The sequence below is a fragment of the Allokutzneria albata genome (assembly GCF_900103775.1).
In the GTDB taxonomy this organism is placed as follows: Bacteria; Actinomycetota; Actinomycetes; order Mycobacteriales; family Pseudonocardiaceae; genus Allokutzneria; species Allokutzneria albata.
The window spans coordinates 557,501-571,110 of the sequence record NZ_LT629701.1 but is presented as its reverse complement, the minus strand read 5'-3'; the positions used below and the strand labels follow the sequence as shown (position 1 = coordinate 571,110).

Sequence of the window (13,610 nt, the reverse complement as noted above, 5' to 3'; positions counted from 1 at the left end):
GATGACTGGCACGGCCCTCGCCCGTGTGCTCACCACGATCGCGCTGATCGTGGTCCTGGTCGGCGGGGTCTCCGGGCTCGGCACGCTGGTCGGCCTCGGCCCCGCTGCCATGCTCGGCGCGCTGACCGCGATGTTCTGCCTGATGGCCGCGTTCGGCGGGGCCCTGGTGCCGGATCTGCGGCTGCTCGCGTGGTTCGCCCCGACCGTGGTGGTGGCCGCGGCCGCGCCCCGGCTTCTCGCGCACGTCAGCGTGCCCGCCGCCATCGCGCTGCTGACCGTGGTGATCTTCGTGGCCGGGTTGCTGCCCGCGCTCGGACCGCGGTTCGTCACGCCCGCGCTCGGCCTCGGCATGGCCGCCCTGTTCGGCTATTCCTTCCAGCTCACCGGAACCGCGGCGTGGTGGCAGATCCTCGCCGCGCCCGCCCTGGCCGCGGCGGTGACCGTTCTGGTGCGGGTGCTCGCCGGGCTCCGCGATCCGGATGGCCCTACCCGCAAGGCGATCGCGGACCTGCTCGCCGCGCCGAAGCTCACCGACCCCGAGGCCGCCGTGCAGGCGTGGCGCTCCGACAAGCAACGCCGATGGCTCGGCCACGTCCTCGACGCGACCCTCCGCTACCGCGCCGCGGCGGCCGTGCTGAGCGCCCGACCCGACGCCCGCGAAGTCCTCGACGCGGCGAAGGAGGAGGCCGGCACCCTCGCCGAGGCGGTGAGGGCGAAGGAAACGCCGGCCGATCTCGTTGTGCCGCAACGCCCGTCGCTGTTGAAGAACCTCCCGGGCAGCACCGGCCGCCTGGTGACGCGCATGCACGAAGCACTGGACCGGCTGCACGCCGCGCTCGCCGACCGCGACCGCACATCGACGGACTGGCGACAGCACGGCAGCGGCTATCTCGGCGACGCGCTGGCCGGTGCGTTCAGCTGGCGTTCGGCCCAGTTCCGTCACGCGCTGCGCTGCGCGCTCGGCATCCTCGTCGCGTTGGTCCTCGTGACGCAGCGGCCGGACGACCCGCTCATGACCTCGTTCCTGATGGCCGTTTTCCTGATCACGCAGCCGGATTGGCGAGCGAGCGCGACCCGCGCGTGGCAGCGCACCGCGGGCGCGGTGCTCGGCTCGGTGGCCATGTTCGGTGTGCTGACGTTCGCCCCGGACCACCTGCTGATGCCGATCGGCCTGCTCGCGCTCGTGGCGGGCTTCGGCTTCCAACGGTCGCAGCCGATCATCTTCAACGCCTGCATCGTGCTGATGCTCGTCGGCATGTACGCCACCACCAAGCACCTCGACCCGACCGCGGTCATCGTCGAGTACGTGGTGCTGACCGTGCTCGCCGCCGCGATCGGGTTGCTGTTCGGCTTCGCCGTGGTGCCGGGCACCCGGCAGCCCACGCCCGCCGAGCGCGTCACCGACGCCGTCAACGCACTGCGCTCCGGCCTGATCGCCTTGACCGCCAACACACCCGTCGACCCGAGCGAGCGCGCAGCCCGTCGAGGCCGCCGCGAGCTGGTGCGCTGCATCAACGACGTCCTGAACCCGCCGACGGTGGGCCGCCGTGCCAGCGAACCCGAGCGCGCCGCCGTCACCAAGGCGGGCGAGGCGCTGGCGGGTTTGCTGAGCGGCATCGCCGGCCTGATGGTGCACCGCGCCGCCGTGCCCGGGACCGAGGAGTCCACCCGCCACGCCCTGACCGCTCTCGCCGCCTCACTGGAGTCCGAGCGCGACGACGAGAGCGATCGTTTCGTGGAACTGGTCGACACCGCCGACCCCGAACAGCGTCTCCTGTTCGACGCCATGGCCGCCGACCTGGTCCGCCTCCGCCAGGCCCAACACGAACTCAGATGACGGCGCCGGACTGGATGACGGTGCGCACGTGGTGCTGGGGCTCGGCAAGAACCGAGATGTCCTCGACCGGGTTGCCGTCCAGCACGAGAAGATCGGCGTGCGCGCCAACGCGGAGGGTACCGATCTCTCCGGCCATGCCCACCAGCTCCGCGGCCGTGCTCGTCGCCGACCTGATGACGTCCACAGTGGACAGGACCTCGGCGCGCAGCGCGAACTCGCGGCTCTGGTGCCGGTGCATCCCACCGAGCAGATCGCTGCCGTAGACGATCCGAACTCCGCCACGAGCCGCACGCTCCACAGCGGACAGTCCGGCGTCGAGCACCGCGTCGACCTTCTTCCAGTTGTCGCGGCTGAGGCCGAACTCCATGCCCTCCTGCTTCAACGCCCAGTACGTGATGAGTGTCGGCACCAGAAATGCTTGGTGCTCAACGAAAAGCTCCACACTGCGGTCGTCGAGCAGGTTGCCGTGCTCGATGGAGCGCACTCCGGCTTCCAGTGCTCGGTTGACCGCCCGCGCGGTGTAGGCGTGCGCGGCGACGTAGCGGTTGGCCGCCTCCGCCTCCTGCACGATGGCGCGCAGCTCCTCCATGGAGTACTGCGTGGAGTCGATGCGGTCGGTCGGCGAAGCCACCCCACCAGAAGCCATCACCTTGATGTGGTGCGCGCCCTTGCGGAGTTCGTCCCTGGCCGCGACGCGAACCTCGTCAACGCCGTCCGCGACTCGCCCGAGCCCCGCACAGCACGAGTGCCCGTCACGCACCTGAGTACCCCTGCCGCGCGAGTCACCGTGCCCACCGGTCTGGCTCAACGCCTTGCCGCAGAAGAGAAGCCGAGGTCCGCTCAGCAATCCTTCGGCCTGCGCGTCGGCGAGTCCGTAGTCCGCGCCGGAAGCGTCGCGCACGGTGGTGAACCCGCGCTCCAGCATGCCGCGCATGATCCGCGCGGCGTGCGCGGTGACGTACGACGGGCTCCAGCCGACCATCGCCGCCAGGTCACCCGTCGCCGCGGTGACGTGCACGTGGGCGTCCACCAAGCCGGGCATCACCACGGCTCCGGCCACGTCGAGCACCCGCGTTCCCCCGGGGGCGCGGAGCCCTTGACCGACCTCGGCGATCCGGCCGTCGACCGCGAGCAGGTCGCCCTCGGTGAACTCGCCGCTCTCCGGCTCGAACAGGACGGCGTTCCTCAACAGCACCGGGAAGCTCCCTCCAGCTTGCGCACCAACGCCTCCAGCGCGGGCGCGGCGGCGGGGGCCAGCTTCTCCGCCCGCCGCACCGAGTCCTCGTCGTAGACGCCCTCAGCGTCCAGCAAATTGATCACGCCGACCACCCTGCCGCCGGCCGGCACCGGCAGGTTGATCACCGCGCCGCAGCCGAGCCGGTCGATCACCACGTGGTCGATGAACACCTCGCGCACGGCCTTGCGGTCGGCGCCGAGGAACGGCTTCCCCTCCTCGACGCACTGCCGCAGCCAGCCCGCGGCGACCTGCACCGACTTCTCCCCACCGACCGGGTACTGCTCGGGGTGGCTGGTGTGCACGCGGTGCAGCACGCGCCGCGACGGCAGCCACGCCAGCACCGTGAACAACCGGGCGCCGACCTCGGCACGAAAAGCCAGTTCGAGCTTCGCGAGCGCGCGACTCATTCCGTCAACTCCTCCAAGGACTTCCCCGCCGTGGACAACCCGAAGACCAGCACGGCGGCCACACCCACAGCGAGCACCGTCGTGGTCATGCCGAACACGCCGCCGAAGCCCCACGTCGCGGCGAAGAAGCCGATGATCGACGGCGCGAGGATGCTGCCGACCCGGCCGAACGCGCTGGACAGCCCGGTGCCGCTGGCGCGGACCCAGGTCGGGAACACCTCGGGGGTGTAGGAGTACAGGCCCGCGTAGGTGCCGTTGAGGAAGAACGACAGCACCGCCCCGGACACCATGATCATCACCGGATCGGTCATCTGGCTCAGCCAGAACGCGCTCACCGCCGAGCCCGCGAGGTAGAGCGCGATGGTGTTCTTCCGGTCCAGCCGCTCCCCCAGCCAGGCCGCGGAGAAGTAGCCGGGCACCTGCGCCAGGTAGATCACGATGGAGAACTCGAAGCTCTTCGTCACCGTGATCCCCTGCTGCACCAGCAGTGTCGGGATCCAGGAGAAGAAACCGTAGTAGGAGAAGGTGATCACGAACCAGAGCAGCCAGGTGATCGCCGTACGCCTGGCCATCGGGCCGCTCCACAGGAACCGCAGTGCCGAGCCGAGCCCGACCTTGCGCGCGGCCTGGACCGTGCTCTCCTCCGACAACGACACTGCAACCGGTGGCAGCGGGGCACCGGTCGCGCGCTCGGTCTCGCGCTCGAAGGCGGCCACGACGCGCTCGGCCTCCTCGGCGCGGCCGTTGGCCAGCAGGTAGCGCGGTGATTCGGGCAGGGAACGCCGCCACCACAACAACATCAGCACCGGCAGAGCGGTCAGCACCTGGGCCCAGCGCCAGCCCTCGTCCATGGTCGGCACGACGAACCGGCCGATCAGTGCGGCGCCGACGAAGCCGAAGGAGAAGAACCCGGCGAGCGCGCCGACGAACCAGCCGCGCCGCGCGGGCGGGACGAACTCGGACAGGAACGGGGCGATGATGGCGCTCTCCGCTCCGGTGCCCATGCCCGCGAGCACCCGGGCGACCAGGAACATCTCGAAGTTCGGCGCCCCGGCCGCGAGGAGGGTGAACGCGCAGTAGAAGGCCAGCGCGCCCATCATCACCCAGCGCCTGCCGAACCGGTCACCGAGGATGCCGGCGAGCGCGGCACCGAAGAGGAAGCCGAACGGGGTGGCCGAGCCGATCAGGCCCAGCTGCGCGTTCGACAGCCCCCATTCGGCCTGCACGCTCGGCAGCAGGAAGGCGACGACCGCCGCGTCCATGCCGTCGAAGGTGTAGCCGAGGCCGCCGATGAACAACAGCCGGTGGTGGGGGCGGGACAGGGGTAGGCGATCCAGTCGGGCGAGCAACGACACGCGGCCCTCCACTTCGTTCGCAGAGCTAACCAGTCGCCGCAACCTATGCTGCGGTATCGAATTTTCGCAACAACCGTTGCAAACTGGTGACGTGCACGAAGACAGCCCCGAGGACAGTTACGAAGCGTGGCTCCGCGACCGGGTTCCGCCGGGCGGCCTGTCGGCCAAGTCCACCGCGGTGCTCGACGTCCTGATCAGCCAGCCGCGCCGGGCGTCCTTCGGCTCCACCGCCGACATCGCCGAGCTGGCCTGCGTCAACGTGGCCACGGTGACCCGCACCGCGCAGGCGCTGAACTTCGCGGGATGGCCAGCGCTGCAACAACAACTGCGCGCCCGCTACCTCTCGGCCCTGACCGCGCCCGAGGTCGCCGCCGAGCACGGCGCCAGCTCGGAACAGCCGTGCCTGGCCTCGCTGCGCCGCGACGCGGAAAGCCTCGCGGTGTCCCGGCGCCTGTCCCCGGACGTCTTCGAGCGCATCGCCCGCTCCGTCGCGGGCGCCCGCACCACGCTCGTCGTCGCCTCCGGCAGCTACGCCGCGGTCGGCACCGCCCTCACGCACAACATCAGCCTGGCGGGCTACCCGGCGACCTTGATCACCAACGTCACGGAGCTGGCCAACGCCTCGGCCCGGATCACCGCCGACGACGTCCTGATCGCGATCAGCTTCTGGCGCCTGTACGAGAGCACAGTCCGCGCCGCGCAGCTCGCCCGGGACCGGGGCGCGACGGTCTACGCGGTCAGCGACGCGGCCAGCCCGGCCCTGACCGAGGCCGCCGACGACGTGGTCCTGGTGCCCGCGGAGGGCGTGGCCTTCTTCCCCTCGCTCACTGCGGGCACGGCCGTGGCGCACGCGATCGTCGCGCAGCTCGCCGCGATCGACCCCGACCACACCCGCGCCGCGGTCCAGGCCGCCGAGGACCAGTGGGCGAACTTCACCCTGCTGCACCGCTCGCCGCGCCGCTCGTGACCGCCTCCTCGTCGTCAGTCCGGCTTGTCGGTGCCGATGCTCGATCCCGCTAGCGGATCTTCGGAAAGGTGCAGCTGCAGCGTCGTGACGAGGCGCTGGCGGGGGTCGTCGAGGTCGATCCCCGTCAGCTCCACCGCACGCCGCACGCGGTACCGCAGCGTGTTGGGGTGGATGTGCATCTCCGCCGCCGCCCCCGCCACGTCGCCGAACGCGTCGAGGTAGGCGCGCAGGCTCTCCGCGAACCGGCTCCCGTGCTCCGCGTCGTGCGCGATCAACCCGTGCAGCCGCGGATCACGGATCCCGGGATGTCCGGCGACGACATCGATCAGCTCGCTGTAGAGCACTTCCGATCGCAGCTCCTCCAGCGTCGCCACCTCGACGTCCGGGTGGCGCACCGCCGCAGCGAGCACTCGCTCGGCGACCCGGCGGGACTCCGCGATCTGCTGCGGGCCCGCCGCGACCGCGCCGATCGCCGCCTGCACCTGCCCCCTGCGCCGCGCCGCGGTCACGATCTCCCTGGTCAGCGCCAGGACCGTCTCCCGCGCGCCGGACTCGGGCAGCTCCGGCAGCAGCACGTAGACCCGCCCACCGCTCGGCGCCACCAGCGCGGCCCGTCGATAGGCCGCGGCGTGCACGGAGATCAGGCTCGTCAGTTCGGTCAGCCGCAGTTCGCGCTCCGCACCGCGCGCCGCGAAGATCACCACGGTCGACGGCCGCCGGAGATCCGTGCCCACCTGCTCGCCCACCGTCACCGGATCGACCCGCCCGTCAAGCAGGCCGCGGAGCAGGTTCGCGCGCAGGCGGACTTCGGCCGAAGACCCGCTCGCGGGGTCGAGCATCATCGCCGAAGACTCGCTGCGCTGGCGGATCAGGTGCAGCGCCGCCACCCGGGCCGCGCCGACCAGCGCCTGCTCCGCGCCCGGCGAGAAGTCACGCCCCGCGTGCTGCACCCAGATCGTGCCCAGGTACTGCGAGCCCGCGTGGATGCCCACCGCGAGCCGCCGCCGAATCCCCAGATCGGCCCGCTCGTCCAGGTGCACGACGTCCTCACCGGAGCGCAACCGCTGGTAGACACCCCAACCGCGGAGCATCGACAGGTAGGACTCCGGCCCCTCCCGCCCGAGGATCGACAACCGCCGCAGCTCGTCGACCGCGTCGTCGGAGCGCGAGTACGCCAGGACGCGATAGGCCGGATCTTCGATGCTCACGATCCCGCCGGTCAGCTCCGCGATCGTCTGCGCCAGCCCGAACAGGTCGCCGAGCACCTGCCCCTCCCCGGCCGACGCCGCCACCCGCGCACTGCTGACCACCGCGCGCAGCAACGCCTCCAGCTGCTCCCACCGCGCTCCGGGCCGCACACCGAGCAGTGCCGTCCCCTCTTCCCGCGCCGCATCCCGCAGTGCTTCCGCCGCGACATCCCGCTCGTCGATCTTCACCGCGACCGCGACAGCCCCGCGCCGGGCGGCCGACCGCACGAGGGGCACCGCCGCGCGCCCGCGCACACCGATGAGCAGCACCAGGTCGCCGGGCTGCACGCCGGGCTCGTCGTCCGGATCGAGGATCACCACGTCCAGCACCTCGGCGTCGCGCGGCACGACCAACGGCTCGACCAGCTCATCGCCGAGGGTGAGCAGGAGCTGCCGGATACCGGCGCCATGCCGAAGATCCGCTTGCGGGATCGAGTGTTGATGCCGTGCGCCCGCCCCCTCATCCTTGTCCGGCACGCCCACCTCCTTTGTCCGATCGAACAAAGCCATGGCCGGAACTCTAGCCAAACCGCCACAGAACGGCGGGTCGACGAGACCTAACGTGCGGGCCATCAGGACGACTTCTCAGCGAGGAGACTTCATGGACGCCGTGACCCAGGTTCCGCTTCCGGTCAACGAGCCGGTGCTCGACTACGCCCCGGGCAAACCCGAGCGGGCCGAGCTGGAGCGGGAACTGGTCGCGCTGGCCAAGGAGCCGCACGAGCTGACCATGACCATCGGCGGCGAGCAGCGGATGGCGGGCGGCGAGCGGATCGACGTGGTCCAGCCGCACAACCACCGCTCCGTGCTGGGCAGCACCGGCAACGCCACCACCGCCGACGCCGCGGCCGCCATCGCCGCCGCCCGGGAGGCCGCCCCCGCGTGGCGCGCGCTGTCCTTCGACGACCGCGCCGCGATCCTGCTCCGCGCGGCCGACCTGCTGGCCGGTCCGTGGCGGCAGAAGCTCAACGCCGCCACCATGCTCGGCCAGTCCAAGACCGCGGTCCAGGCGGAGATCGACTCGGCCTGCGAGCTGATCGACTTCTGGCGCTTCAACGTGCACTTCGGCCGTCAGCTGCTGGCCGAGCAGCCGAAGAGCTCCCCCGGCGTGTGGAACCGCACCGACCACCGCCCGCTCGAGGGCTTCGTCTACGCGATCACGCCGTTCAACTTCACCGCCATCGCGGCCAACCTGCCGACCGCGCCCGCGCTCATGGGCAACGTCGTGCTGTGGAAGCCGTCCCCGACGCAGGCCCTGTCCGCGCACCTGACCATGCGCCTGCTCGAAGAGGCCGGCATGCCGCCCGGCGTGATCAACCTGGTGACCGGCGACGGTCTCGCCGTCTCCGAGGTGGCCCTCGCCGACCGCGACCTGGCGGGCATCCACTTCACCGGCTCCACCGCGACCTTCCAGCACCTGTGGGGCACCGTCGGCGCGAACATCCGCACCTACCGCGCCTACCCGCGCCTGGTCGGCGAGACCGGTGGCAAGGACTTCATCCTCGCCCACCCCTCCGCCGACCCGGACGTCCTGCGCACCGCCATGGTCCGCGGCGCCTTCGAGTACCAGGGCCAGAAGTGCTCCGCCGCCTCGCGCGCCTACGTGCCGCGCTCGCTGTGGAAGGTCATCCGTGACGACTTCCTCGCCGAGGTCGAGGCGCTGACCGTCGGCGACGTCACCGACCTGTCGAACTTCATGGGCGCGGTGATCGACCGCCGCTCCTTCGACAAGCTCTCGGGCGTGCTCGACCGGGCCCGCGCGGACTCCTCTCTGGAGATCGTCGCCGGGGGAACCGCCGACGACTCGCAGGGCTTCTTCGTCCGGCCGACCGTGCTGCTCGGCGAGAACCCGGAACACGAGGTCTTCACGACCGAGTACTTCGGCCCGATCCTCGCCGTGCACGTGTTCGACGACGGCGACTTCGACACCGTGCTCCGCCAGATGGAGAGCGCCGCCCCGTACGGCTTGACCGGTTCGATCATGGCGCGCGACCGGTACGCCGTCGCCAAGGCGACCGAGGAGCTGCGCTTCGCCGCGGGCAACTTCTACATCAACGACAAGCCCACCGGCGCGGTCGTCGGCCAGCAGCCCTTCGGCGGCGGTCGCGCGTCGGGCACCAACGACAAGGCAGGCGCCGTGCACAACCTGCTGCGCTGGGTCAGCCCGCGGTCGATCAAGGAAACCTTCGTCGCCCCCACCGCCTCCCGCCACCCGCACCAGGGATAGGAGTCACCATGCTGCGCTCCTCGCTGCTTTTCGCATCGCGCTCCCCTGCCGCTCGCACGCTGGTGGAGACCACGCCGCTGACCAAGCCGGTCGTGGACCGCTTCGTGGCGGGCTCCGCCGTGGACGACGCCATCCGGATCACCCGTGAGCTGATCGACTCCGGCCGCTACGTCACCCTCGACCACCTCGGCGAGGACACCGTGCAGACCACCGACGCGGACGCCACGGTCGAGGCGTACCTGCGGTTGCTCGGGCTGCTCCAGGAGACGGGGCTGTCCGAGCGCGCCGAGGTGTCGGTGAAGCTGTCCGCGGTCGGTCAGTCCCTGCCGAAGAACGGGCACCGCATCGCGCTGGAGAACGCGCGCAAGATCTGCTCGGCCGCGGGGGTCGTCGGCACCACGGTGACCCTCGACATGGAGGACCACACCACGACCGACTCGACGCTGGACATCCTCGCCGAACTGCGGATGGACTTCCCGTGGGTCGGCGCGGTCCTCCAGGCGTACCTCAAGCGCACCGAGGCCGACTGCCGCGACCTCGCCACCGCGGGTTCGCGGGTTCGGCTGTGCAAGGGCGCCTACAAGGAGCCGGAGTCGGTCGCCTACCAGGACAAGCACGAGGTCGACATGTCCTACGTGCGCTGCCTGAAGGTGTTGATGAACGGCAGCGGCTACCCGATGGTCGCCTCCCACGACCCGCGACTGATCGAGATCGCCGGGGACCTCGCCTCGCGTGCCGGTCGCAAGCCGGGCGAGTTCGAGTACCAGATGCTCTATGGCATTCGCCCTACGGAGCAGCTGCGCCTGGCCGCCGAGGGACACCGCATGCGCGTCTACGTCCCGTACGGCGACGAGTGGTACGGCTACTTCATGCGACGGTTGGCCGAGCGCCCGGCCAACATCGCGTTCTTCCTGCGCTCCTTGCTGTCGCGGGGATGAGCAGGGCGTAACCGGCAGAGGGCCCGTCGAGGTGATCGGCGGGCCCTTGTCCTGGCGGATCAATTTCACTTCACACTGAAGTCATCAACGTAACAAATTTCTGAGATCGAGTTCAGCGGATCCGGAATGCGCTCCGATACCCTGTCAGGCCATCGCCAGCGCACCGATGCTCGACTGAGGGGGACCGCCTTCGTGACCAGCGATTCCGTCACCGTCCCGGCGCCGGGCCGCGGCCGGGTGGCCGAGCGGGCGGACGCGGCGCGCAACCGCAGGAAGATCTTGGATGCGGCCGGCCTGATCCTGCAGACGCGCGGGGCGGCCGGCCTGTCGATGGACGAGGTCGCACGGATGGCCCGGGTCGGTGTCGGCACGGTGTACCGGCGGTTCGGCGATCTCTCCGGCCTGGCGCACGCGCTGCTCTCCGAGCAGGAACTGCAGTTCCAGGAGTCGCTGCTGACCGGTCCTGCGCCGCTCGGTCCGGGGGCTCCGCCGAAGGAGCGGATCGCCGCGTTGATGTCGGCGCTGGTCGACCGTCTTGAGGAGAACTCGGAGCTGTTGCTGGTCGCCGAGACCTCGGCTCCTTATGCCCGTTTCACCTGCACCGCCTACGAGGTGCACCACGCACACCTTGTCGCGTTGATCGGTGAGGTGCGGGCGGACGTGGACGCGGAGTTCCTCGCCGACGCGCTGCTGGCGCCGTTGGCGACGAACCTGTACCTGCATCAGCGGCGGGTCCGCGGGCTGAGCACGGATCGGATCCGCCAGGGCCTCGCCGCCCTGCTCGCCCCGCTGTAGATCTTTCCCCGGGCATGCCGACAAGGGGGAGACCGAATAACTCGGTCTCCCCCTTGTGGAAAGAATGTTCGGCGGCGTCCTACTCTCCCACACCCTCACGAGTGCAGTACCATCGGCGCTGGAGGGCTTAGCTTCCGGGTTCGGAATGGGACCGGGCGTTTCCCCTCCGCCATAACCACCGAAACACTATGAAACTATCAACCCACACCCATGCATGGGCGGGTTGTTCGTTTCAGAACCGCACAGTGGACGCGTAGCATGTTTGTAGTCAAGCCCTCGGCCTATTAGTACCAGTCAACTCCACACGTTACCGTGCTTCCATCTCTGGCCTATCAACCCAGTCATCTACTGGGAGCCTTAACCACTCAAGGTGGTGGGATACCTCATCTTGGAACGAGCTTCCCGCTTAGATGCTTTCAGCGGTTATCCCTTCCGAACGTAGCCAACCAGCAATGCCCCTGGCGGAACAACTGGCACACCAGAGGTTCGTCCGTCCCGGTCCTCTCGTACTAGGGACAGCCTTCCTCAAGTATCCAACGCGCGCGGCGGATAGGGACCGAACTGTCTCACGACGTTCTAAACCCAGCTCGCGTGCCGCTTTAATGGGCGAACAGCCCAACCCTTGGGACCTACTCCAGCCCCAGGATGCGACGAGCCGACATCGAGGTGCCAAACCATGCCGTCGATATGGACTCTTGGGCAAGATCAGCCTGTTATCCCCGGGGTACCTTTTAGCCGTTGAGCGACACCGCTTCCACAAGCCAGTGCCGGATCACTAGTCCCGACTTTCGTCCCTGCTCGACCCGTCGGTCTCACAGTCAAGCTCCCTTGTGCACTTACACTCAACACCTGATTGCCAACCAGGCTGAGGGAACCTTTGGGCGCCTCCGTTACCCTTTGGGAGGCAACCGCCCCAGTTAAACTACCCACCAGGCACTGTCCCTGATCCAGATCATGGACCGAGGTTAGACATCCAGTACGACCAGAGTGGTATTTCAACAACGACTCCACCCCAACTGGCGTTGAAGCTTCACAGTCTCCCACCTATCCTACACAAGCCGAACCAAACACCAATACCAAGCTATAGTAAAGGTCCCGGGGTCTTTCCGTCCTGCCGCGCGTAACGAGCATCTTTACTCGTAGTGCAATTTCGCCGGGCCTGTGGTTGAGACAGCGGAGAAGTCGTTACGCCATTCGTGCAGGTCGGAACTTACCCGACAAGGAATTTCGCTACCTTAGGATGGTTATAGTTACCACCGCCGTTTACTGGCGCTTAAGTTCTCAGCTTCGCCCCGAAGAGCTAACCGGTCCCCTTAACGTTCCAGCACCGGGCAGGCGTCAGTCCGTATACATCGTCTTGCGACTTCGCACGGACCTGTGTTTTTAATAAACAGTCGCTTCTCCCTGGTCTCTGCGGCCGTTCAGCCCTAACCCGCAAGGGGTATCAAGCCACCCGGCCCCCCTTCTCCCGAAGTTACGGGGGCATTTTGCCGAGTTCCTTAACCACAGTTCACCCGATCGCCTCGGTATTCTCTACCTGACCACCTGTGTCGGTTTGGGGTACGGGCCGCATGGACACTCACTAGAGGCTTTTCTCGGCAGCATAGGATCACTCACTTCGCCTCAATCGGCTACGCATCACGCCTCACCCACATGAGCGGCGGATTTGCCTACCACTCGGGCCACACGCTTACACCAGTACAACCACTCACTGGCGGAGCTACCTTCCTGCGTCACCCCATCGCTTGACTACTACCAGATCAGGTCCCGCGCTCCACGTTGATTGTCCGAAGACGCACAACGCTTTGGGCGGTTAGTATCCCTGGCCTCGCCATGGGCGCATCCACACGGGTACGGGAATATCAACCCGTTGTCCATCGACTACGCCTGTCGGCCTCGCCTTAGGTCCCGACTTACCCTGGGCGGATTAGCCTGGCCCAGGAACCCTTGGTCATCCGGCGGCAGAGTTTCTCACTCTGCTTTCGCTACTCATACCTGCATTCTCACTCGCGTCACCTCCACAGCTGGTTTCCACCGCTGCTTCCCTGGTGACACGACGCTCCCCTACCCATCCACACACCTGGACCACAACCTCAAGGATTGCAGCCGAGCTCTATATGTGAATGACACAGCTTCGGCGGTGCGCTTGAGCCCCGCTACATTGTCGGCGCTGAACCACTTGACCAGTGAGCTATTACGCACTCTTTAAAGGATGGCTGCTTCTAAGCCAACCTCCTGGTTGTCTAAGCGACCCAACATCCTTTCCCACTGAGCGCACACTTAGGGGCCTTAGCTGGTGTTCTGGGCTGTTTCCCTCTCGACTACGAAGCTTATCCCCCGCAGTCTCACTGCCACACTCTCACGTACCGGCATTCGGAGTTTGGCTGATTTCAGTAAGCTTGTAGGCCCCCTAGACCATCCAGTGCTCTACCTCCGGCACGAAACATGCGACGCTGCACCTAAATGCATTTCGGGGAGAACCAGCTATCACGGAGTTTGATTGGCCTTTCACCCCTACCCACAGCTCATCCCCTCAGTTTTCAACCTAAGTGGGTTCGGGCCTCCACGACGTCTTACCGTCGCTTCACCCTGGCCATGGG

Annotated in this window: 9 protein-coding genes and 2 rRNA genes (1 of these 11 cut by a window edge); 5 read left to right on the top strand and 6 right to left on the bottom strand. The window is 68.2% G+C overall.

Going from position 1 to position 13,610, the window contains the following annotated elements:
• The first annotated feature begins 1 nt into the window (after nt 1).
• Nucleotides 2–1,837, top strand: a complete 1,836-nt coding sequence (locus BLT28_RS02670) for an FUSC family protein (protein ID WP_030433624.1) — start codon at nt 2–4, stop codon at nt 1,835–1,837.
• On the opposite strand, the gene BLT28_RS02665 is transcribed toward BLT28_RS02670, so the two are convergent.
• The 3 genes from BLT28_RS02665 to BLT28_RS02655 are packed head-to-tail and all read right to left on the bottom strand — an operon-like array spanning nt 1,830 to nt 4,836.
• Nucleotides 1,830–3,032, bottom strand: a complete 1,203-nt coding sequence (locus BLT28_RS02665) for a metal-dependent hydrolase family protein (RefSeq protein ID WP_030433623.1) — start codon at nt 3,030–3,032, stop codon at nt 1,830–1,832. The genes BLT28_RS02670 and BLT28_RS02665 overlap by 8 nt on opposite strands.
• Nucleotides 3,023–3,481, bottom strand: coding sequence for a GAF domain-containing protein (locus BLT28_RS02660; RefSeq protein WP_030433622.1), 459 nt, complete (start codon nt 3,479–3,481; stop codon nt 3,023–3,025). Before BLT28_RS02660 ends, BLT28_RS02665 begins: the two co-directional genes overlap by 10 nt.
• The gene (locus tag BLT28_RS02655) at nt 3,478–4,836 is read right to left on the bottom strand and encodes an MFS transporter (RefSeq protein WP_030433621.1); all 1,359 of its coding nucleotides are present in this window, start codon (nt 4,834–4,836) and stop codon (nt 3,478–3,480) included. Before BLT28_RS02655 ends, BLT28_RS02660 begins: the two co-directional genes overlap by 4 nt.
• A gap of 91 nt (nt 4,837–4,927) precedes the next feature.
• Here BLT28_RS02655 and BLT28_RS02650 point away from each other — a divergent pair, with 91 nt between their 5' ends.
• Complete coding sequence (locus tag BLT28_RS02650; RefSeq protein ID WP_030433620.1) at nt 4,928–5,803, top strand: MurR/RpiR family transcriptional regulator; 876 nt, start codon at nt 4,928–4,930, stop codon at nt 5,801–5,803.
• Between the two features lie 14 nt (nt 5,804–5,817).
• Here the strand turns inward: BLT28_RS02650 and BLT28_RS02645 are convergent, their stop codons facing one another.
• Entirely contained in the window at nt 5,818–7,482 is a 1,665-nt protein-coding gene (locus BLT28_RS02645) for a PucR family transcriptional regulator (RefSeq protein WP_052408233.1), read from the bottom strand.
• 169 nt (nt 7,483–7,651) lie between these two features.
• Here BLT28_RS02645 and pruA point away from each other — a divergent pair, with 169 nt between their 5' ends.
• From pruA to BLT28_RS02630, 3 genes are all read left to right on the top strand, one after another.
• The gene (gene pruA / locus BLT28_RS02640) at nt 7,652–9,277 is read left to right on the top strand and encodes an L-glutamate gamma-semialdehyde dehydrogenase (protein ID WP_030433618.1); all 1,626 of its coding nucleotides are present in this window, start codon (nt 7,652–7,654) and stop codon (nt 9,275–9,277) included.
• 8 nt (nt 9,278–9,285) lie between these two features.
• Complete coding sequence (locus BLT28_RS02635) at nt 9,286–10,215, top strand: proline dehydrogenase family protein (RefSeq protein WP_030433617.1); 930 nt, start codon at nt 9,286–9,288, stop codon at nt 10,213–10,215.
• Between the two features lie 192 nt (nt 10,216–10,407).
• A complete protein-coding gene (locus BLT28_RS02630; RefSeq protein WP_030433616.1) occupies nt 10,408–11,010 on the top strand; it encodes a TetR/AcrR family transcriptional regulator in 603 nt (200 codons plus the stop codon).
• A 66-nt stretch (nt 11,011–11,076) separates the two neighbouring features.
• On the opposite strand, the gene rrf is transcribed toward BLT28_RS02630, so the two are convergent.
• A 5S ribosomal RNA gene (rrf, locus tag BLT28_RS02625) occupies nt 11,077–11,193 on the bottom strand.
• 81 nt (nt 11,194–11,274) lie between these two features.
• Nucleotides 11,275–13,610, bottom strand: a 23S ribosomal RNA gene (locus tag BLT28_RS02620) (it continues 773 nt past the right edge of the window).

What these genes read in the sequence shown, in the direction of transcription:
- BLT28_RS02670 (WP_030433624.1), top strand. Translation starts at nt 2, where the DNA reads ATGACTGGCACGGCCCTCGCCCGTGTGCTCACCACGATCGCGCTGATC.
- BLT28_RS02660 (WP_030433622.1), bottom strand. Translation starts at nt 3,481, where the DNA reads ATGAGTCGCGCGCTCGCGAAGCTCGAACTGGCTTTTCGTGCCGAGGTC.
- pruA (WP_030433618.1), top strand. Translation starts at nt 7,652, where the DNA reads ATGGACGCCGTGACCCAGGTTCCGCTTCCGGTCAACGAGCCGGTGCTC.
- BLT28_RS02635 (WP_030433617.1), top strand. Translation starts at nt 9,286, where the DNA reads ATGCTGCGCTCCTCGCTGCTTTTCGCATCGCGCTCCCCTGCCGCTCGC.